Source organism: Acidovorax sp. FG48, from assembly GCF_057809085.1.
On record NZ_JBMDJH010000001.1, the window covers coordinates 55,417 to 75,689 of the forward strand.

Genomic DNA, 20,273 nt, shown 5'->3' on the forward strand with positions numbered 1-20,273 from the left:
CCCACGCTCAGGCGCGCATCAGCGCTTCGATCTCGTCGGCCTTCACCGGCACGCCGCGCGTGATCAGCTCACAACCCGTCTCGGTGACGATGGCATCGTCTTCGATACGGATGCCGATGTGGTGGAACTGCTCGGGCACCCCTTCGGCGGGGCGCACGTAGATGCCGGGCTCGATGGTCAGCACCATGCCGGGCCGCAGGATGCGGCTGGGGCGGTTGGTGATGGTTTCGCCCGACAGCGGGTCTTTGCGTTCGCTGGTCTGGCCCACCTCGCCGGGCTCCACATAGCTGCCGCAGTCGTGCACGTCCATGCCCAGCCAGTGGCTGGTGCGGTGCATGTAGAACTGGAAGTAGGCACGTTGGTCGATCACGTCCTGTGCGGTGCCCAGCTTGTTCTTGTCGAGCAAGCCCAGGTCCAGCATGCCCTGGGCCAGCACGGCCACCGTGGCGTCGTGCGGGTCGTTGAAACGTGCGCCTGCCTTGGTGGCAGCCACGGCCGCATCCTGGCTGGCCAGCACCAGGTCGTACAGCGCGCGCTGAGGACCCGTGAATTTGCCGTTGGCCGGGAAGGTGCGGGTGATGTCGCTGGCGTAGCTGTCCAGCTCGCAGCCTGCGTCGATCAGCACCAGCTCGCCGTCGCGCACAGGCGCTGCATCGGCGCGGTAGTGCAGCACGCAGGCGTTGGCCCCCGCGGCCACGATGGAGCTGTAGGCCGGATACTGCGAGCCCGCGTCGCGGAACGCATGCAGCAGCTCGGCATCCAGGTGGTATTCGCGCACATCCTCACCGGCGCGCAGCATGCGGGCCGAGCGGTGCATGGCGCGGATGTGGGCCTGCGCACTGATGGCGCTGGCGCGGCGCATGATGTCCTGCTCATGCGCATCCTTGAACAGGCGCATCTCGTCGAGCAAGGTGCACAGGTCGTTCTGCTCGGCAGGGCAGATGGCGCCGTAGCGCACCCGCCCGCGCACCACGTTGAGCCAGCCCTCGACGCGCGCAGCCAAGCCGCTGTGCGTGGCAAACGGGTACCAGACGCAGGCCGTGTTTTCGAGCAGGCGCGGCAGCTTGCTGTCCAGCTCCGCCATCGAAAGCGCGGCGTCCACGCCCAATGCTGCGGGCGCAGCGGCCGGGCCCAGGCGGTAGCCGTCCCAGATCTCGCGCTCCAGGTCCTTGGGCTGGCAGAACAGCGTGCTGCGCCCATCGTGGGCCAGCACCAGGCAGGCGCCGGGCTCGGTAAAGCCGGTCAGGTAATAGAAGTAGCTGTCGTGGCGGAACAGAAAGTCGCTGTCGCGGTTGCGCGGGCGCTCCAGCGCCGTGGGGATGATGGCGATGCCCCCTGGGCCCAGCTGGGCAGCCAGGTGCGCACGGCGCTGGGCATAGACGGAGGCAGGCACGGTGGTGTTCATGGCGCGTCGTGAGAATAGAAATTGAGTTCGGCCAGCCGCTCGGGCGTGCCCACATCGGTCCAACGGCCGGTGTAGAGCTGCGCACTGACGCGGCCATTGTCCATCGCCCGGCGCAGCAGCGGCGCCAGCGGGGCTTTGATGCCTTCCGGATTGCCCGGCGGAATGTCACTCCAGGGCGCTGCAAACAGCTCGGCGCGCAGCAGGGCGATGGTGCTGTAGGTGTAGCGCGGTGCGGGGTCGTCGGAGGGCAGGTTCAGCGCCAGGCCGTCGGCCGACAGGCCGAAGTCGCCCCGCGGGTTGTGGGCGGGGTTGGGCACCAGCCACAGGTGGGCCAGATGGTCACTGGCCTCGAAGGCAGCCACCGCCGCGCGGTCGAACACAAAGTCGGGCGCAAACACATCGCCCGCCGCCAGCCAGAACACCGGGCCGAGCTGGGGCAACGCACGGGCAATGCCACCCGCAGTTTCCAGGGCGCCACCAAAGTCCACTCCTTCGTGGGAGTATGAAATTGATAGCTGCTCAGGCATATTCTTCCTGCGCTTGGAGGTAAAAACGCTAAAAAAATACCCGCTGATCTGTTCGCCCAGCCATGCGGTGTTGATCACCGCCCTCTCGACACCCGCGTCCAGCAAGGCCTGCAAGTGCCACTGCAGCAGCGGCTGGCCCTGCACCTGCAGCAGGGGTTTGGGCGTGGTGTCGGTCAGCGGGCGCATGCGTTCGCCCCGGCCGGCGGCCAGCAGCAGGGCGGGCACCTGGTGGTGAACAGGACTCATGCCGCCACCCCGCTCACCGCACCCCGCTGCAGCGCGTGGCGATCCACGGCCGTGGGCTGGAACAAGGCCAGCAGCGTGTCCATCAGCGCGTGCGCCTTGGCCGAATGGTCGGTGCCGAAGTTGCACACATACACATCCAGCGTCACCGCGCGCTGCTCAGGCCAGGTGTGCACACACAGGTGGGACTCTGCTAGCAAAACAGTAGCTGTCACCCCACCAGGGCCATGCGCCGTGGCCGGAAACTCATGAAACAACTGCCCCACAGCCTGCAGCCCGGCGGCGCGCACCGCATCGGTACAGGCCCGACCCAGGGCGGTGGCGTCCAGCAGCCAGGCACTGGCGCAGCGGCAGCCCTGGAGATCGGCAGTGAGGTGCAGTCCTTGCATGGCCCGCACTGTAGTGCATTGACGCCCTGCACCCAGCGCGCGGCTGGCCGATTCAGGCGGGTGAAAGCCGCGCCGGTAAAATGCCGGGTTTCCCCTGAACCTCCCACCCTGAACCACTCCCCCATGGCCAACACCCAGCAATCCCAACAGATGGCAAATGCGATCCGCGCATTGGCCATGGACGCCGTTCAACAAGCCAACTCCGGCCACCCCGGCGCCCCCATGGGCATGGCCGACATGGCCGTGGGCCTGTGGGCTCGCCACCTCAAGCACAACCCCACCAACCCCCAGTGGTTTGACCGCGACCGTTTTGTGCTGAGCAACGGCCACGGTTCGATGCTGATTTATTCGCTGCTGCACCTCACGGGCTACGACCTGCCCATGAGCGAGCTGAAGAACTTCCGCCAGCTGCACAGCAAGACCGCCGGCCACCCCGAAGTGGGCATCACCCCCGGCGTGGAAACCACCACCGGCCCGCTGGGCCAGGGCATCACCAACGCCGTGGGCTTTGCGCTGGCCGAGAAGCTGCTGGCCGCCGAGTTCAACCGCGAAGGCCACGCGGTGGTGGACCACAACACCTACGTGTTCCTGGGTGACGGCTGTCTGATGGAAGGCATCAGCCAGGAAGCGATTTCGCTGGCCGGCGCCTGGAAGCTGAACAAGCTGATCGCCCTGTACGACGACAACGGCATCTCCATCGACGGCCAGGTGACGCCCTGGTTTGCCGACAACACCGCCCTGCGTTTTGTGTCCGCCGGCTGGAACGTGATCGGCCCCATCGACGGCCACGACGCCGACAAGGTGGCGGACGCGATTGCCGAAGCCAAGAAGCAGACCGAGCGCCCCACGCTGGTCATCTGCAAGACGCACATCGGCAAGGGCAGCCCCAACCGCGCCAACACCTCCAAGGCCCACGGCGAGCCCCTGGGCGCAGAAGAAATCAAGCTCACCCGCGAAGCCCTGGGCTGGACGGCCGAGCCCTTCGCCATCCCCGAAGACGTGTACGCCGGCTGGGACGCCAAGGCCAGCGGCCAGCAAGCCGAAGCCGCCTGGAACGACCGCTTTGCCGCCTACAGCACAGCTTTCCCCGAGCTGGCCGCCGAATTCACCCGCCGCATGAAGGGCGACCTGCCCGCGAACTTTGCCCAGGTGGCCGTGGACACCGTGGTGGCCGCCCACACCAAGGGCGAAACCGTGGCCAGCCGCAAGGCCAGCCAGCTGGCGCTGGAAGCCTTCACCGCCGCCCTGCCCGAACTGTTGGGCGGCAGTGCCGACCTGACCGGCTCCAACCTCACCAACACCAAGAGCACGCCCAACCTGCGCTTCGACATGCAGGGCAACGTGGTCAAGACCGAAGTGGCTGAAGGCCAGAAGATCGGTGGCCGCCACATCAACTACGGCGTGCGCGAGTTCGGCATGGCCGCCATCATGAACGGCGTGGCACTGCACGGCGGCTTCATCCCCTACGGCGGCACCTTCCTGACCTTCAGCGACTACAGCCGCAACGCCATCCGCATGGCCGCGCTGATGAAGCAGCGCGTGATCCACGTGTTCACGCACGACTCCATCGGCCTGGGCGAAGACGGCCCCACGCACCAGTCCATCGAGCATGTGGCCAGCCTGCGCCTGATCCCCAACCTCGATGTGTGGCGCCCTGCCGACACGGCCGAAACCGCCGTGGCCTGGAGCGTGGCCCTGTCCAACCGCAACAAGCCCACCGTGCTGGCCCTGTCGCGCCAGAACCTTCCGTACGCGCCCAAGCGCGACCTGGGCGACATCTCGCGCGGCGCCTACGTGCTGAGCGAGCCTGCCGATGTGGGCCTCAAGAAGAAGCCCGTGGCCGTGATCATCGCCACCGGCTCCGAAGTGCAGCTGGCCCTGAAGGCCCAGCGCCTGCTGGCCGACAAGAAGGTGCCGGTGCGCGTGGTCTCCATGCCCAGCACCACCACCTTCGACCGCGAAGACGCCAAGTACAAGAGCAGCGTGCTGCCCGCCGGCGTGCCGCGCGTGGCCGTGGAAATGGGCGTGACCGACGGCTGGTGGAAATACGGCTGCGCCGCCGTGGTGGGCATCGACACCTACGGCGAATCGGCCCCCGCGCCCGTGCTGTTCAAGCACTTCGGCTTCACCGAAGAGAACGTGGCCGATGCCGTGCTGGTGGCCACCGGTGCTGCGCGCCTGAAGCCCGCCAAGAAGGCCCGCTAAAACTTCTTCTGCCCGCTGTGCCCCGCTGCCAGCGGGCGCGCAGCGGCAGATTCCCGATTTCGACTTTGCAACTTTGAAGAGGCTCCCTATGACGATCAAGATTGGTATCAACGGCTTCGGCCGCATCGGCCGCAACGTGCTGCGCTCGGCCATCCAGAACTTCAGCGACATCGAAGTCGTGGGCATCAACGACCTGCTGGAGCCCGACTACCTGGCCTACATGCTGCAGTACGACTCGGTGCACGGCCGCTTCGACGGCACCGTGGCCGTGGAAGGCAACACACTGATCGTCAACGGCAAGAAGATCCGCCTCACGCAAGAACGCGACCCAGCCAACCTGAAGTGGAACGAAGTCGGCGCCGACATCGTGATCGAATCCACCGGCCTGTTCCTGGACAAGGTCACGGCACAGAAGCACATCGACGCAGGCGCCAAGAAGGTCGTGCTGTCGGCCCCCTCCAAGGACGACACCCCCATGTTCGTGTTCGGCGTGAACCACGACACCTACGCGGGCCAGGCCATCATCTCCAACGCATCGTGCACCACCAACTGCCTGGCCCCCGTGGCCAAGGTGCTGAACGACAAGTGGGGCATCAAGCGCGGCCTCATGACCACCGTGCACGCCGCCACCGCCACGCAAAAGACCGTGGACGGCCCGTCGAACAAGGATTGGCGCGGTGGCCGTGGCATTCTGGAAAACATCATTCCTTCGAGCACTGGCGCTGCCAAGGCCGTGGGCGTGGTGATCCCAGCCCTCAACAAGAAGCTGACCGGCATGTCCTTCCGCGTGCCCACCTCCGACGTGTCGGTGGTGGACCTGACAGTGGAGCTGGAAAAGGCCGCCACCTACGAAGAAATCAAGGCCGAGATGAAGGCCCAGTCCGAAGGCGCGCTGAAGGGCGTGCTGGGCTACACCGAAGACAAGGTGGTGGCCACCGACTTCCGTGGCGACACCCGTACTTCGATCTTTGACGCGGACGCCGGCATCGCGCTGGACGGCACCTTCGTGAAGGTCGTGAGCTGGTACGACAACGAATGGGGCTACTCGAACAAGTGCCTGGAAATGGTGCGCGTGGTCGCCAAGTAAGCTTTCTTTGAGAAGTTGAAAAAGCGCTAGAGGCAACTACCCTGTTCAAGCCGGCCGCCTGCAAAGGCTGCCGGCTTTTTTTGCCTACGCAGTACCCGCCTGCGCAATCAGGACACCGCAGCAGCAGGTGCCTGCGGCGGTGCGCTGGCAATGTGCACCGTGCGGGTGGGGAATGCGAACTCCACCCCCATGGCCTTGAACTCGCGCAGCAGCCCCAGGTTGATGGACTGCTGCAGGTCCATGTAGAGGTTGTAGGCCGGGTCTTCGACGATATAGACCACCTCGTAGTCCAGCGAGTTGGTGCCCAGCGCCTTGAAATGCGCACGGTCAAAGCGCAGCTCCGGGTGCGACTCGATGAGCTTGCGCACCACGCCTGGAATCGCCTCCGCCTGCTCGGGGGTGGTGTCATAGGCCACGCCAAAGGTGAACACGATGCGCCGCCGCTCCAGCATGCGGAAGTTGCTGATGGTCTGCTTGAGCAGGTCGGTGTTGGACATCACGATCTGCTCGCCCTGCAAGCTGCGGATGCGCGTGGTCTTGAGACCGATCACCTGCACCGTGCCCGACACGTTGCCCACCACGATGAAGTCGCCCACCTCAAAAGGCTTGTCCACCGCAATCGCTAGCGAGGCAAACAAGTCGCCCAGGATGTTCTGCACCGCCAGCGCCACGGCAATACCGCCCACCCCCAGGCTGGCGATGAAGGCCGTGATGTTCACGCCCACATTCGACAAGATGGCCAGCAGCACCACACTCCACAGCAGCGTGCGCAGCCCCCACGACATGAGCGTGGCCGAGGCGCTGACCTGCGTCATGCCGCTGGACGAGTGCCGCTCCACATAGCGGCGCACGCCGATGCCAATCGCGCGCATGCCCCACAGCCCCATCTGCAGCGCCACGGCCACAAACCACAGCTGGCTCAGACGGCTCTCCCAGCGGCCCGGCAGGTCCAGCAGGCTTGCGCCCACCAGCAGTGCCACCACCAGCATTAGCGTGCGGCTCGTGCCTTCCAGCACGTCCACCAGGGTCAGTGCCATGCCGCTGTGTGACTGCGTGGCCCACCCCTTGGCGCGGCGGGTCAGCAGGTGCAGCACCACAAGGATGGCGGCATAGGTAGCGACCGCCGCTGCCAGGGCTACACACAGGCTCCATAGCGGCACCCCCGCAAAAGTGGTCTCCTGGACCCAGGTGAAAAACGTGGATGGCGGCATGCAGTAACTCTCCTCTTCGTTGTGCAAGGGGGATGGGTGGAAAGCGGGCGTACGGTGTACGCAAACAGCCCGCGCAAAGGCATCGGCAGCAGATGGCGCAGCCTGGGAACAACGCGGTGAGCGCGCGTGTTGCCCTTGATCGAGACCCCTGCAAAGCGAGAGTTCCCCAGCGCGCCTTCATATCCGTCGCACTCACAGTGTCAGCGCCCGGCGTGCAAATGTTCGTAAGACGTGCCCGACAGCGATACAGAGGCAGGACCTACGCCCGCTCGCCGAGCGGGCCCCAACAATGCATCAACACCAGAACCCCCTGGTTGCCCACCCCACACACGGGTGCGGCGTCTCCAATAACCTCCAGAGGAGTCCCATACACCATGCAATCAACTGCACTGATCCGCACTGCCACAGCGGCACTCGCACTGGGCGCACTGGCCGCCTGTTCGTCCACCCCAGCCCCCACCGAACAGATGGCGGTCACCCGCACCACCGTCAACCGCGTGGCGGCGGCACCGGCAGTGGCCACCAGCGCCCCCGTGCAGCTGCAGCAGGCCCGCGAGAAGCTCATCCAGGCCGAGAAGGCCATGGCAGAAAAGGACTATGTGGCCGCGCGCCGCCTCGCCGCAGAGGCCGAGGTGGATGCCCGCGTGGCCGAGACCCGCGCCGACGCTGCGGGCAATGCCGCCACCCTGGCCCAGGTGCAGGACAGCATCCGCGCACTGCAGGAAGAAATCAACCGCCGATCGCCCCGCTAGTCCAGCGCCCTGCGCTGTGCCGAGTGCGCCTCGCCTGGCGGCTGCGCCTCTTGCCCACCGGCGCCAAGGCCCCCGATGGCACCGCGATTGAATTCACTCCAACACCCAAGGAACACCCGACCATGCCACGCTTTTTTCACCGCACCACCGCCCTGTGCACCAGCCTGATTGCTTTGGGCCTGCTGGCCGCCTGCGCCAGTACCACCCCGTCGCCCGCCCTCGAAGAAGCCCGCACTGCCGTGAGCACTGCGGCAGGCGACCCGGCCGTCAACCAGTACGCCCAGCTCGAACTCAAGCAGGCCACCGATGCCCTGGCCCAGGCCGACCGCGTGTGGGCCGATGACAAGGACACGTCTGAGACCAACCACTTGGCGTACATCGCCCGCCAACGTGCCGAGATCGCCACCAACACGGCCCGGGCACGCCAGCTCGATGCCAATATCAAGCAGGCCGGCAGCGAAGCGGATCGCATCCGCCTGCAAGCCCGCACCCAGGAGGCCGATGCCGCCCGCCTGCGCGCACAACAGGCACAGCAGCAGGCCATGAGCGCCGAGCAGCGCGCCGCACAACAGCAGGCACAAGCCACCGCCGCCATGGCCCAGGCCAACGCCGCGCAAGACCGTGTGCGCGCACTCGAAGCCCAGCTGCGCGACATGGAAGCCCAGCAAACCGAGCGCGGCCTGCTGGTGACCTTGGGCGATGTGCTGTTTGCCTTCAACAAGGCCGAGCTGTCAGCCCAGGCGGCCCCACGTCTGGACAAGCTGGCCAACTTCCTCAAGCAGTTTCCGGACCGCAAGCTGCTGATCGAGGGCTACACCGACAGCGTGGGTAGCGACAGCTACAACCAGGACCTGTCAGACCGCCGCGCGCAGGCCGTGCGCGATGCGCTGGTGCAGCGCGGGGTGGACAGCAGCCGCATCACCGCGCGCGGCTATGGCAAGGCCCACCCGGTGGCCGACAACGCATCACCCGAAGGCCGCGCCATGAACCGCCGTGTGGAGATCGTGATTGCAGATGACAAGGGGAACCTGCGCGGGCGTTGACGCCTGGCACACGCCCTCTCAGGCCGCAGTGAAGCTGCGGTGCTGATGTCCCCCCAGACCGCGCCGCTCACGCTGCGCGGTCTTCAAACGTCTCGGTATCGACTTCACTCGCGCTCTGCGCGTTGTAGCGGCTACCCACCACCGTTCGCTCGTTGATCAGCGCGTCCAGCCGCGCCATGGTGGCGGCATGCAGCCGCACATTGGCGGCGCCCAAGTCGTCCTGCAAATGCGCCACGCTGGTGGTGCCGGGGATGGGGATGATGTGCTCGGCCTTGTGCAGTAGCCATGCCAGCGCCAGCTGGGCGGGCGTGCAGCCCACATCGCGCGCAATGGCCTGGTAGCCGTCGAGCAGCGCCAGGTTGGCCGCATAGGCGTCGGGCGCAAAACGGGGCATGGCGCGGCGGATATCCTTGGCATCCAGCGTACTCACATCGCGCAGATCGCCACACAGAAAGCCCCGCGCCACGGGGCTGAACGCCACAAACGCGGCGCCCAGTTCTCGGCAGGCGTCCAGCACAGCAATCTCGGGGTTGCGCGTCCAGAGCGAATACTCGGTCTGCACCGCCACAATCGGATGCACCGCGTGGGCCTTGCGCAGGGTGGCGGCAGACACCTCCGACAGGCCAATGCTGCGGATCTTGCCCGCGCGCACCAGGTCGGCCAAAGCACCCACGCTGTCTTCGATGGGCACCTTCTTGTCCCAGCGGTGCAGGTAGTACAGGTCGATCACATCGGTCTGCAGGCGGCGCAGGCTGTCTTCGCAGGTCTGGCGCAGCGTGGCGGGCCGGCCATCGATCACGCGCACCAGCTTGCCGTCGCCGTTCACATCGACGCCCTGCATGCCGCATTTGCTGGCCAGGGTGAAACGGCTGCGGTGCTGCTTCAGCACACGGCCCACCAAGGTTTCGTTGGCGCCAAAGCCATAGAGCGTGGCGGTGTCGAACAACGTCACGCCCGCATCCAGCGCGGCCAGCAGCACGCGCTCGCCCTGCTCGGCAGACACCGGCGCGCCATAGGCGTGCGAGAGGTTCATGCAGCCCAGGCCGATGGCCGAGACGGAGAAAGGTCCAAGGTTTCTTTGTTGCATTCCGCGAGCTTACGGCAAGCGCGGCAACCTACCGGGTGGCTCGGGCTTGGGGCCGGACTAAGCCTTGGTACTGGACGGCCGCTTCGCCCACAACTCAATGCGCTCACCCGCTGCGCAGGCGGCCATCAGCTGCGCAAACCGGGCCTCCCGGGTCGCATCGCGTTTGGCGGATGTGACCCAGTGCAGCATCACCTTGCGGTAGCTGGGCGGTGTGGATTCCTGAAAGTACCGCCACGCGGCTTTGTTGCGCTGGAATGCACGCTGCAGCGCCACCGGCAGCTCGGCCACCCCCGCCTGCTCGTGTGAGTAAATGGCCGACTTGTCGGCCTTGCGGTGCGCGAAAGCGGCCAGCCCCGCAGGCGTCATGCGGCCTGCCGCCTGCAACTGCTCCACCTTGGCGATGTTGACCGCACTCCAGATCGACGACGGCTTGCGCGGCGTGAAGCGGATCGAATACGTGTGCTCGTCAATGCGCCGCCGGATGCCATCGATCCAGCCAAAGCACAGGGCTTCGTCCACCGACTCCGACCAGCCCATGCTGGGGCGGCCCGAGCCCACTTTGTGAAAACCAACCAGCAACTCCGGCGCGCTGGCCGCATGGCGCTCCAGCCACTCGCGGAATGCCTGGGGGGTGGCGAAGAAGGTAGGGGTGGTCTGGGAGGCCATGGTGTTGCGAACGTCCTTCCTGTGTGCTGCCGGGCGGGCTGGCTCTTGCTGCTGTGCCGGTGGGTCGGCTAGGCCACCACGACGTCTTGGGCCAGCTCGGCGCAGGGCCCCAGGGGCAACACGCACAGTGTCACGCCGTCGAGCGTGAGCACCAAACCCAGTTGCCCGCCCACCTGAACCACCCCACCCACCGTGGCCGGTGCTCGCGAGGCACGCGGTGGTACGGATTGCACGGAGCGCTGCGTCGCCATCGCACTCACGGGCGGCTGGTGCAGCAGGGCCCACAGCGCCTGCGGGTCCCGCAATTGCAGCGACTGCAAATAAAGGCGCAGCACCGCCGGGTCGCCGTCACTGGGTTCATCGCGTCCATCACCGTGGCGGGCCTGCGCTTCGGCTTGCCGCAGGCGCTGCAATGCGCGGCGCAATTGCTGGCGGCTGGCCGCTTCCGTCCGGCCGGTGGTCTGTGCCAGCTCGGCATGGCTGGCATCGAACACTGCATGCAGCAGCACTGCGGCGCCCTCCATGGGCGTGACGCACGCCGCCAGCCGCCGCAATGCGAGCGTGGCTTGCTGCGCCAGCGCGGCATCGGCCTCTGCCGAGGGCACGACCGAACCGGCAACATCGCCATGCGCGGTCCGCGTGGCTTCGGTCAGCCATTGGGCCATCCACTGGCGCCGCCGCAGGCGGTCGATGGCCAGGTTGCGCACCACCGTCAACAGCCACGCCTGGGCCGCATTGAGCGCCGGGGCCTGGGCCTCCAGCGCACGCACGTAGGCGTCCTGCACGGCGTCCTCGGCCTCGGCAGAACCCAGCAGGCGCGTAGCGGCGCGCAGCAGGGTACTGCGGTTGGCGTTCACCAGCGCCATCAGGTGTTCATCGTTCTGCATCGGAGCATGGTGCCACAGGCTGCGGCAAGCCGCACATCGGTAGACCATGGCTCGGATGGGTAGGCGGCATTCAGTTCAATCGCCCCCTTTGCGAGCGGTCCCGTCAACTTTCCCTGCGCCTTGCCGATAACCAGGGATGCAAGTTGCCAGCACCACCTCATCCCCCGTCAAACCTTCTTCCTCCAGCGGCAGCAGCGACATCGCCAAGCTGCAAAAGCAGCTGCGTGAACTGACGGAGGAACTCAAGGGCGTGGTCAGTTCCGATATGGACGCCAAGGCCAAACAAGAGAAGGCCAAGCTGCTGCAGGCGCAGATCCAGATGGTGCAAGCCCAGATTACGGCGATACAGCGCGCGCAACAGCAAGAGCAACAACTGTCCCAGGTGGCGAAGGCCGAAGAGGCGGCGGCCAATGCCGCGCAGCAAAAGAAGACCCAGGCGGCAAAGACTCCATCTGCTGGGCTGGGCAACAACGTCGATACCTACGCCTGAGCAGTAGGGCTTGGGGAGAAGGCTGCCAACCTGCAGCACACCGCCCCCGGCATGCGCCCGGCGCCGCATGGGACTGCGGCGTCCGCGACAAGCTCCACCCGCCATTGCATGGACAATCTCGGCATGTCTGGCGCACCCACTACTTCACACCCTTCTTCCGCCCACCCCGTGCTGATCGCCGGTGGCGGCATTGGTGGCATGGCCACCGCCCTCACCCTGCACCAGATCGGCGTGCCCTGCATCGTCTTTGAAACGGTACCGGAACTGCAGCCGCTGGGCGTGGGCATCAACCTGCAGCCCAACGCCGTGCGCGAGCTGCACGACCTGGGGTTTGGCAACGACGTGCTGGACACCATTGGCCTGCAGGCGCGCGAATGGGCGCTGGTGGGCCGCAACGGGAACGAGGTGTATGCCGAGCCGCGCGGCCTGGAGGCGGGCTACCACTGGCCGCAGTATTCGGTGCACCGGGGTCAGCTGCAGATGATGCTGTACCACGCCGTCAAAGCCCGCCTGGGCGACAACGCCGTGCAGCTGGGGCAACGTGTGGTGGGCTACCGGCAGGATGCGAATGGCGTCACCGCCATCGTCGAAACACGCGACGGCACGCAACGCGAAGTAGCGGGCTCGCTGCTGATTGCGGCCGACGGCCTGCACTCGGCCGTGCGGGCGCAAATGCACCCCACGCAGCCCCCCATCCAGTGGGGTGGCGCCATCATGTGGCGGGGCACCACGCCGGGGGTGCCGGTGCGTACGGGCGCGTCGTTTGTGGGCGTGGGCTCGCTGCGCCACCGCGTGGTGTTCTACCCCATCACGCCACCCGACCCGACCACAGGGCTGGCCACCATCAACTGGATTGCCGAGATCACGGTGGACAACCAGGGCGGCTGGCAGCACGGCGACTGGAACCGGCGCGTGGCGCTGGAGGAGTTCATCCACCACTTTGACGGCTGGAACTACAGCTGGCTGGACGTGCCCGCCATGCTGCGCGGTGCCAAGGACATTTTTGAATACCCCATGATCGACCGCGACCCGGTGCCCACCTGGGTAGACGGCCGCGTGGCGCTGCTGGGCGACGCGGCGCATGTGATGTACCCCGTGGGCTCCAACGGGGCCAGCCAGGCCATCGTGGATGCGCGCGTGCTGGGCGCGCAGCTGATTGCGCATGGCGTGGGCCCGCAGGCGCTGCGCGCCTACGACGACAAGCTGTGCAAGGACATCTCTGCGCTGGTGCTGCGCAACCGAGGTTCTGGCCCCTTTGGCCTGCTGGGGCTGGTGGACGAGCGCTGCGGCGGGGTGTTCGACCACATCGACGACGTGCTGCCGCGCGAGGAACGCGAGGGCTTCATGGCCCGCTACAAGGCGGCGGCGGGGTTTGCCATCGAGACGCTGAACGCGGCACCGCCCACCATTGCACCGGGTCAGCGCGTAGCCGCAGGCTGAGGGCTGTCACGCCCGGCGTGTCTCGTTCGTCAAGGCAGTCCTGTGACTCTTTTCAAGGACTTGGCCCCATGGACACGCCAGACACCCACACCCCATCCTCCGCCCAGGGCGCCGAGCCGCGCACCTCGTACCTGGAAGAAAAGGCCTTCAAGGCGCGCACCCTGCTGGTCTTCGGCACCATCACCGACACCGTGGCCGCCGATGTGTCGCGGCGGCTGATTGCGCTGGACGCAGAGAGCGCCGAGCCCATCGACATGCTGGTGAGCTCGCCCGGCGGGCACCTGGAGTCGGGCGACACGATCCACGACCTGGTGCGCTTCATTTCTGCACCGGTGAACATGATCGGCACCGGCTGGGTGGGCAGCGCTGCCACGCACCTGTACCTGGCAGCGCCGCGTGAGCGGCGGGTGTGCCTGCCCAACACCCGCTTTCTGATCCACCAGCCCAGCGGCGGCGCGGGTGGCCCGGCCAGCGACATCGCCATCCAGGCGCGCGAGATGGTGAAAGCGCGTGAGCGAATTGCGGGCACCATTGCCCGCCAGACAGGCAAGCCACTGGAGGTGGTGCTGGAAGACATCGAGCGGGACCGCTGGATGTCGGCCGAGGAGGCGGTGGACTACGGCCTGGTCTCGCGCGTCATCGAGCACAAGACGGCATTGAAGGGGTGAGGCCGCACACCCCAATAACTATCACATGAATAGCTGCCAGCGCCTGATGGATAAGCGCCAGCAGCCATTTTTGCTTGCAATCAGCCTGCGTTGAGCTGCTGCTCCAGGTTGTGCAGCACCTGGTAGCACGGCAACACCTGGGCCACGCTGGCGTTGGGCTCACGGCCTTCCTTGATCGCGGCGAAGAACTCGCGGTCCTGCAGCTCGATGCCGTTCATCGACACATCCACCTGGCTCACGTCGATCTTCTCTTCCTTGCCGTTCACCAAGTCGTCGTAGCGGGCGATGTAGGTGGCGGTGTCGCCGATGTAGCGGAAGAAGGTGCCCAGCGGGCCGTCGTTGTTGAAGCTGAGCGACAGTGTGCAGATGGCGCCGTTGGCCGCCTGCAGCTGGATGCTCATGTCCATGGCAATGCCCAGGTCCTTGTGGATGGGGCCCTGGATGGCGTTGGCCTTCACGATAGGGCTGCCCGCCTGGTAGGCGAACAGGTCCACCGTATGGGCAGCGTGGTGCCACAGCAGGTGGTCCGTCCAGCTGCGGGGCTGGCCCAGCGCGTTCATGTTGGTGCGGCGGAAGAAGTAGGTCTGCACATCCATCTGCTGGATGTTGAACTCGCCGGCCGTGATCTTTTGGTGCACGTACTGGTGGCTGGGGTTGAAGCGGCGGGTGTGGCCGCACATGGCCACCAGGCCGGTCTGCTTTTGCAGGGCGACAACCTTCTCCCCATCGGCCAGCACGTCGCACAGCGGGATCTCGACCTGCACATGCTTGCCCGCTTCCAGACAGGCAATGGTCTGGCTGGCGTGCATCTGCGTGGGCGTGCACAGGATCACGGCGTCCACTTCCTTGATGGCCAGGCTGTCGGCCAGGTCGGTGGTGACGTGCTTGATGCCGTACTTGTCGGCCACTTCCTGGGTCTTGGCCAGGTCGCGGCTGATGAGGGAGACGACTTCAACGCCGTCAATGTTCTTGATGCCGTCCAGGTGCTTGATGCCGAAGGCGCCAGCGCCTGCGAGTGCGACTTTGATGGTCATGGTGTGTGTCCTTTGGCGTGTTTTTTAGGTGTTCTCAAGAATCAGGTGGCCCACGGCGGTGTTGGACGCGGGCACATGGTAGAAGCGGTGCGCCACCTTCGGCGGCTTGCCACCGGCCACATCGGCCATGGCGCCGCGCGCGATGAGCCACATCACCAGCTCGATGCCTTCGCTGCCCGCCTCGCGCACGTAGTCGATGTGCGGGATGCTGGCGGCGGCCTCGGGATCGCTGATGAGCTTGTCGAGGAAGGCGTTGTCGAACTCCTTGTTGATGAGGCCGGCACGCGGGCCCTGCAGCTGGTGGCTCATGCCGCCGGTGCCCCAGATGTGCACGTTCAGGTCTTCGTCGTAGCTCTCCACCGCCTTGCGGATGGCCTGGCCCAGGTTGTAGCAGCGGCGGCCGCTGGGCACGGGGTACTGCACCACGTTGACGGCAAACGGGATCACCGGGCAGGGCCAGGCTCCCGTCTTGGGGTCTTGCTCGCCGCACATCAGCGACAGCGGCACGGTGAGGCCGTGGTCCACATCCATCTTGTTGACGATGGTGAGGTCAAAGTCCTGCTGGATGACCGACTGCGCGATGTGCGCGGCCAGGTCCGGGTGGCCCTGCACCACGGGCACGGGGCGGGGACCCCAGCCCTCGTCGGCGGGCTGGAACTGCGCGGCCGTGCCGATGGCGAACGTGGGAATCATCTCCAGGCTGAACGCCGTGGCGTGGTCGTTGTAGACCAGGAAGATCACGTCGGGCTTGTTGTCCTTCATCCACTGCTTGGAGAAGTCGTAGCCCGCGAACAGCGGCTTCCAGTAATCTTCTTGTGTCTTGCCCAGGTCCAGCGCAGCGCCGATGGCAGGCACGTGCGACGTGAACACGGAGGCGGTGATCTTGGCCATGGTCAGTTTCCTTTCTTGCCCGCCGCACCTTGCGGCTGCCGGTGCGCCTGTGCGTCGCCGTCTTCGCCGATCACGCGGTTGCCATTGGCCGAGCGGCCGCCGCTGATCATCATGTTGCGGTATTCCTCTTCGGTCATGCCGGTCATGCTGCCCGCCATCTGCTGGAAGCTCTTGCCGTCGGTGGCCCCGATCTTGGCCAGAAAGTAGATGTTGCCGCCCAGGCGGATGCACCAGTTCAGGTCGCGTGCCAGCACGGCCTGCTTCTGCTCTTCGGTCATCGCCCACTCGTCCAGATAGGCGCGTTCGTTGGCCTTGAAGCGTGCGCGGTTCTCGGCCTTCATCAGGCTCATGCAGAACTGGTTGAGCCAGTAGCCCTTGCGGCTTTGCTCCGCGTCGAAGATGGTCGTGCCGGGCACGTCCAGGTAGGGTTTGTCGAGTGGCATGGCGTCAGCCTTTCTGGGTCACTTCTTCGGGCCAGTACAGGCGCATGGGGTTGTCCACCAGCAGCTTGTGCTGCAGCTCCGCCGTGGGGGCGATGTGCGGGATGAAGTCCACCAGCAGGCCGTCGTCGGGCATGTGGTCCTTGAGGTTGGGGTGCGGCCAGTCGGTGCCCCACAGCACGCGGTCGGGGAACTCTGCGACCACCTTGCGGGCAAAGGGCACCACATCCTGGTACGCGTTCTGCTCACCATTCAGCGCCTTGGGTCCGGTGACGCTGAGGCGCTCAGGGCAGCTCACCTTGCTCCACACATTGGGGTGCTGGCGCATGAACTTCAGGAACAGCTCAAACTCCGGTCCGTCCACCGGCTTGCTCACATCGGGGCGGCCCATGTGGTCCACCACCACGGTGGTGGGCAGCGCAGTGAAGAAGTCCCACAGCTCGGGAAGGTCCACGGCCTCGAAGTAGATCACCACGTGCCAGCCGAGCTTGGCGATGCGCGCGGCAATCTCCATCAGCTCGTCCTTGGGCGTGAAGTCCACCAGGCGCTTGACGAAGTTGAAGCGCACGCCGCGCACGCCGGCGTCGTGCATGGCCTGCAGTTCCTCGTCGGTCACCGAACGGCGCACGGTGGCGACGCCGCGCGCCTTGCCACCCGAGTGCACCAGCGCATCGACCATGGCGCGGTTGTCCGCGCCGTGGCAGGTGGCCTGCACCACCACGTTGCGCGCAAAGCCCAGGTGGTCGCGCAGCGCGTACAGCTGGTGCTTGCTGGCGTCGCAGGGGGTGTACTTGCGCTCGGGCGCGTAGGGGAACTCTGCCCCGGGGCCGAACACGTGGCAGTGCGCGTCCACCGCGCCTGCAGGCACCTGGAAACGGGGTTTGCTGGGGCCGGCGTACCAGTCCAGCCAGCCGGGGGTCTTGGTGAATTCGCTCATGGGCATGGGTCCTTGGTTGCTGGGTGGGGGCGGGTCAGTCGAGGGACACGTTGGCCTTCTTGATCACCTCGCCAAAGCGCTGGCTCTCGTCCTTGACGAACTGGGTGAACTGCGCGCGGGTGGTGGGGAAGGGCTCGTAGCCAAAGCTCTTGAACTTCTCCTGCACATCGGCGCCCGACAGGGCTTGCTCGATGTCCTTGCGGATCTTGTCGGTCACGGCAGCGGGCAGGCCGGGCGGCACGGCAATGGCGTTCCAGCCCGTCACCTCAAAGCCCTTGGGGCCGCCCGATTCGCCCACGGTGGGCACGTCCGGAAAGCTGGCCAGGCGCTGCGGCGCGGTGACGGCCAGAAAGCGCAGCTTGCCCGCGCGCTGCAGCGGCCCGGCGGTGGCAGCACTGCCCAGCGCAAACGACAGCTCGCCGGTGGAGACCGAGGTGTAGAGCTGCGTGGTCTCTTTGTAGAGCACGTGCTCCATCTGCGTGCCGGTGGCGCTTTCAAACAGCTCGGAGCCCAGGTGCACCGGGTTGCCGATGGACCAGGAGCCGTAGTTGAGCTTGCCAGGGTTGGCCTTGGCGTCGGCCACGATGTCGCTCACGGCCTTGTACTTGCTGTTGGCGGCCACGGTGAAGAAGAAGTAGGTCTTGAACAGCGGCAGCAGTGTGTCGAAGTCCTTGGCCGTGTCGTAAGGCAGCTTCTTGAACAGGCTGGGGTAGGCGGCCAGGTGCACGTTGTCGAGCACGATCAGGTCATGCCCGTCCTTGGCGCCGCGCTTGAACGCGTCGATGGCGATGAAGCCATTGCCACCGGGGCGGTTCTCGACCACCACGGGCTGACCCCAGCTTTTGGACAACTTGTCGGCCACTAGGCGGGCCACGCCGTCCGGCCCACCACCCACCGGGAAGGGCGTGATGATGCGCACGGGCTTGGACGGAAACGCCTGCGCCGCGGCGAGCTGGGGCACACAGCCCAGCGCAGCCGCCAGGCCCAGGGCCAGGCCTGCACGGCGGGAAAGGGAAACGGGAGGCACGGAACAACGCATGGAAAGAAGAAGCTTCTGAAGAAACTGTTTGCTATAAATTGCATAGCTGCAAGCGCATTATTCACTAGCGCTTGCAGCCCAAAAGGCTGAAAAACCGCTCAGTCGATGTACTTGAGGCCCGCCTTCTCCAGGCCGGGGCGCATGTTGTACATGTCGAGGCCCAGCACGCCGCTGGCGAGCTTGGCGCGCTTCTCGCCTTCAAAGCTCTCGCGCTTTTGCGCGGCGGCCAGCGTCTCGACTGCACGGGCGGCGGGCACACACACCACGCCATCGTCGTCGGCCACGATCACGTCGCCCGGCGTGACCAGCGCACCAGCGCACACCACAGGGATGTTGACCGAGCCCAGCGTGGCCTTGATGGTGCCCTTGCTGCTGATGGCCTTGCTCCACACGGGGAAGTTCATCTCCTGCAGCGTCTTCACGTCGCGCACACCGGCGTCGATGATGAGGGCGCGCGCGCCCCGTGCCTGGAAGCTGGTGGCCAGCAGGTCGCCAAAGTAGCCGTCGGTGCACTCCGAGGTGACGGCAGCCACCACGATGTCGCCGGGCTGGATCTGCTCGGCCGCCACATGCATCATCCAGTTGTCGCCGGGCTGCAGCAGCACGGTGACGGCCGTGCCGCTGACCTGCTGGCCACTGTAGATGGGGCGCATGTAGGGCTTGAGCAGGCCCACGCGGCCCATGGCCTCGTGCACGGTGGCCGAGCCGAGGGCGGCCAGGCCGTCGGCCGCTGCGCGGTCGGCGCGGGTGATGTTGCGGTAGACAACGCCAAGTTCAAACATGTCAGAGCCCCTTTTCCTTCAGGCGTGAATCGAGTCGGGAGAACACGCGGCGCGTGTTGGCTTCGTAGATCTGGTGTTTGTCGTCGGCGCTCAGGATGGTGGACGCCTCGATGTAGCGCTTGGTGTCGTCGTAGTAGTGGCCGGTGGTGGGGTCGATGCCGCGCACCGCGCCGATCATTTCGCTGGCAAACAGCACGTTCTTCACCGGGATCACCGTGTTCAGCAGGTCGATGCCGGGCTGGTGGTACACGCAGGTGTCAAAGAACACGTTGTTCAGCAGGTGCTCTTGCAGCAGGGGCTTCTTCATCTCCTGCGCCAGGCCCCGGAAGCGGCCCCAGTGGTAGGGCACTGCGCCGCCACCGTGCGGGATCAGGAACTTGAGCGTGGGGAAATCCTTGAACAGATCGCCCTGGATGAGCTGCATGAAGGCCGTGGTGTCAGCGTTCAGGTAGTGCGCGCCGGTGGTGTGGAAGCACGCGTTGCAGCTGGTGCTCACGTGGATCATGGCGGGCAGGTCGTACTCCACCATCTTTTCGTAGATGGGGTACCAGTGCTTGTCGGTCAGCGGGGGGCTGGTCCAGTGCCCCCCCGAGGGATCGGGGTTCAGGTTGATGCCCACCGCGCCGTATTCGTGCACGCACTTTTCCAGCTCGGGGATGCAGGTGGCGGGATCGACACCGGGCGATTGCGGCAGCATGGCCACGGGCACGAAGTGCTCGGGGAACAGCGTGGAGACGCGGTAGCAGAGTTCGTTGCAGATGGCCGCCCAGGTGCTGGACACATTGAAGTCGCCAATGTGGTGGGCCATGAAGCTGGCGCGGGGGCTGAACAGCGTGATGTCGCTGCCGCGCTCTTTCATCAGCTTGAGCTGGTTGGTCTCGATGGACTCGCGCAGCTCGTCGTCGCTGATCTTCAGATCAGCCACTTTGGGCATGGCTGCCGGGTCTTTGATGCCGGCGATCTGCGCATTGCGCCAGTTTTCCAGCGCCTTGGGGGCCGTGGTGTAGTGGCCGTGGCAGTCGATGATGAGGCTCATTTTTGGGTGCTCCT

At 66.0% G+C, this 20,273-nt stretch carries 21 protein-coding genes; 7 read left to right on the forward strand and 14 right to left on the reverse strand.

What is annotated here, in order from left to right; all coding sequences use genetic code 11:
- Nucleotides 1–7 precede the first annotated feature (7 nt).
- The 3 genes from ACODSU_RS00260 to speD are packed head-to-tail and all read right to left on the reverse strand — an operon-like array spanning nucleotide 8 to nucleotide 2,564.
- The gene (locus ACODSU_RS00260; RefSeq protein ID WP_488839196.1) at nucleotides 8–1,405 is read right to left on the reverse strand and encodes an aminopeptidase P N-terminal domain-containing protein; all 1,398 of its coding nucleotides are present in this window, start codon (nucleotides 1,403–1,405) and stop codon (nucleotides 8–10) included.
- Nucleotides 1,402–2,178 carry a nucleotidyltransferase family protein gene (locus ACODSU_RS00265; protein ID WP_488839198.1) on the reverse strand — a complete coding sequence of 259 codons (777 nt, stop codon included), beginning with the start codon at nucleotides 2,176–2,178 and terminating at the stop codon, nucleotides 1,402–1,404. Before ACODSU_RS00265 ends, ACODSU_RS00260 begins: the two co-directional genes overlap by 4 nt.
- Nucleotides 2,175–2,564, reverse strand: a complete 390-nt coding sequence (gene speD / locus ACODSU_RS00270) for an adenosylmethionine decarboxylase (RefSeq protein WP_488839200.1) — start codon at nucleotides 2,562–2,564, stop codon at nucleotides 2,175–2,177. Before speD ends, ACODSU_RS00265 begins: the two co-directional genes overlap by 4 nt.
- Nucleotides 2,565–2,687: 123 nt before the next feature.
- Here speD and tkt point away from each other — a divergent pair, with 123 nt between their 5' ends.
- Nucleotides 2,688–4,769 (forward strand): transketolase, encoded by a 2,082-nt coding sequence (gene tkt / locus ACODSU_RS00275; protein ID WP_488839202.1) that lies wholly within the window; start codon nucleotides 2,688–2,690, stop codon nucleotides 4,767–4,769.
- 88 nt (nucleotides 4,770–4,857) lie between these two features.
- A complete protein-coding gene (gap, locus tag ACODSU_RS00280) occupies nucleotides 4,858–5,856 on the forward strand; it encodes a type I glyceraldehyde-3-phosphate dehydrogenase (protein ID WP_015016165.1) in 999 nt (332 codons plus the stop codon).
- Between the two features lie 107 nt (nucleotides 5,857–5,963).
- Here the strand turns inward: gap and ACODSU_RS00285 are convergent, their stop codons facing one another.
- Entirely contained in the window at nucleotides 5,964–7,067 is a 1,104-nt protein-coding gene (locus tag ACODSU_RS00285; RefSeq protein WP_422848027.1) for a mechanosensitive ion channel family protein, read from the reverse strand.
- A gap of 374 nt (nucleotides 7,068–7,441) precedes the next feature.
- Here ACODSU_RS00285 and ACODSU_RS00290 point away from each other — a divergent pair, with 374 nt between their 5' ends.
- Both ACODSU_RS00290 and ACODSU_RS00295 read left to right on the forward strand, forming a co-directional pair.
- Nucleotides 7,442–7,819, forward strand: a complete 378-nt coding sequence (locus ACODSU_RS00290) for a DUF4398 domain-containing protein (RefSeq protein ID WP_488839204.1) — start codon at nucleotides 7,442–7,444, stop codon at nucleotides 7,817–7,819.
- Between the two features lie 122 nt (nucleotides 7,820–7,941).
- Nucleotides 7,942–8,862, forward strand: coding sequence for an OmpA family protein (locus tag ACODSU_RS00295; RefSeq protein ID WP_488839206.1), 921 nt, complete (start codon nucleotides 7,942–7,944; stop codon nucleotides 8,860–8,862).
- A gap of 67 nt (nucleotides 8,863–8,929) precedes the next feature.
- Here the strand turns inward: ACODSU_RS00295 and ACODSU_RS00300 are convergent, their stop codons facing one another.
- The 3 genes from ACODSU_RS00300 to ACODSU_RS00310 all read right to left on the reverse strand — a co-directional run bounded on the left by ACODSU_RS00300 (nucleotide 8,930) and on the right by ACODSU_RS00310 (nucleotide 11,502).
- Complete coding sequence (locus ACODSU_RS00300; RefSeq protein ID WP_488839208.1) at nucleotides 8,930–9,949, reverse strand: aldo/keto reductase; 1,020 nt, start codon at nucleotides 9,947–9,949, stop codon at nucleotides 8,930–8,932.
- 57 nt (nucleotides 9,950–10,006) lie between these two features.
- Nucleotides 10,007–10,615 carry a YdeI/OmpD-associated family protein gene (locus ACODSU_RS00305; protein WP_488839210.1) on the reverse strand — a complete coding sequence of 203 codons (609 nt, stop codon included), beginning with the start codon at nucleotides 10,613–10,615 and terminating at the stop codon, nucleotides 10,007–10,009.
- Nucleotides 10,616–10,683: 68 nt separating this feature from the next.
- Nucleotides 10,684–11,502 (reverse strand): sigma-70 family RNA polymerase sigma factor, encoded by an 819-nt coding sequence (locus ACODSU_RS00310; protein WP_488839212.1) that lies wholly within the window; start codon nucleotides 11,500–11,502, stop codon nucleotides 10,684–10,686.
- Between the two features lie 136 nt (nucleotides 11,503–11,638).
- On the opposite strand from ACODSU_RS00310, the gene ACODSU_RS00315 reads away from it, so the two are divergent.
- The 3 genes from ACODSU_RS00315 to ACODSU_RS00325 all read left to right on the forward strand — a co-directional run bounded on the left by ACODSU_RS00315 (nucleotide 11,639) and on the right by ACODSU_RS00325 (nucleotide 14,100).
- Nucleotides 11,639–11,992 (forward strand): FlxA-like family protein, encoded by a 354-nt coding sequence (locus tag ACODSU_RS00315; RefSeq protein WP_209816906.1) that lies wholly within the window; start codon nucleotides 11,639–11,641, stop codon nucleotides 11,990–11,992.
- Between the two features lie 123 nt (nucleotides 11,993–12,115).
- Complete coding sequence (locus tag ACODSU_RS00320; RefSeq protein WP_488839214.1) at nucleotides 12,116–13,432, forward strand: flavin-dependent oxidoreductase; 1,317 nt, start codon at nucleotides 12,116–12,118, stop codon at nucleotides 13,430–13,432.
- A gap of 68 nt (nucleotides 13,433–13,500) precedes the next feature.
- Nucleotides 13,501–14,100 (forward strand): ATP-dependent Clp protease proteolytic subunit, encoded by a 600-nt coding sequence (locus ACODSU_RS00325; protein WP_488839216.1) that lies wholly within the window; start codon nucleotides 13,501–13,503, stop codon nucleotides 14,098–14,100.
- Nucleotides 14,101–14,180: 80 nt separating this feature from the next.
- Here ACODSU_RS00325 and ACODSU_RS00330 read toward each other — a convergent pair whose 3' ends face one another.
- From ACODSU_RS00330 to ACODSU_RS00360, 7 genes are all read right to left on the reverse strand, one after another.
- Nucleotides 14,181–15,134, reverse strand: coding sequence for a Gfo/Idh/MocA family oxidoreductase (locus ACODSU_RS00330; protein WP_488839218.1), 954 nt, complete (start codon nucleotides 15,132–15,134; stop codon nucleotides 14,181–14,183).
- A gap of 24 nt (nucleotides 15,135–15,158) precedes the next feature.
- A complete protein-coding gene (locus ACODSU_RS00335; protein ID WP_015016174.1) occupies nucleotides 15,159–16,025 on the reverse strand; it encodes a class III extradiol dioxygenase subunit beta in 867 nt (288 codons plus the stop codon).
- A 2-nt stretch (nucleotides 16,026–16,027) separates the two neighbouring features.
- Nucleotides 16,028–16,468, reverse strand: coding sequence for a protocatechuate 4,5-dioxygenase subunit alpha (ligA, locus tag ACODSU_RS00340; protein WP_060986128.1), 441 nt, complete (start codon nucleotides 16,466–16,468; stop codon nucleotides 16,028–16,030).
- A gap of 4 nt (nucleotides 16,469–16,472) precedes the next feature.
- On the reverse strand, nucleotides 16,473–17,402 hold the full coding sequence (locus ACODSU_RS00345; RefSeq protein ID WP_488839220.1) for an amidohydrolase family protein: 930 nt from the start codon (nucleotides 17,400–17,402) through the stop codon (nucleotides 16,473–16,475).
- Between the two features lie 34 nt (nucleotides 17,403–17,436).
- Nucleotides 17,437–18,441, reverse strand: coding sequence for a Bug family tripartite tricarboxylate transporter substrate binding protein (locus ACODSU_RS00350; RefSeq protein ID WP_488839222.1), 1,005 nt, complete (start codon nucleotides 18,439–18,441; stop codon nucleotides 17,437–17,439).
- A 98-nt stretch (nucleotides 18,442–18,539) separates the two neighbouring features.
- On the reverse strand, nucleotides 18,540–19,223 hold the full coding sequence (gene ligK / locus ACODSU_RS00355; RefSeq protein ID WP_209816900.1) for a 4-carboxy-4-hydroxy-2-oxoadipate aldolase/oxaloacetate decarboxylase: 684 nt from the start codon (nucleotides 19,221–19,223) through the stop codon (nucleotides 18,540–18,542).
- A 1-nt stretch (nucleotide 19,224) separates the two neighbouring features.
- Nucleotides 19,225–20,259, reverse strand: coding sequence for an amidohydrolase family protein (locus tag ACODSU_RS00360; RefSeq protein ID WP_488839225.1), 1,035 nt, complete (start codon nucleotides 20,257–20,259; stop codon nucleotides 19,225–19,227).
- Nucleotides 20,260–20,273 lie beyond the last annotated feature (14 nt).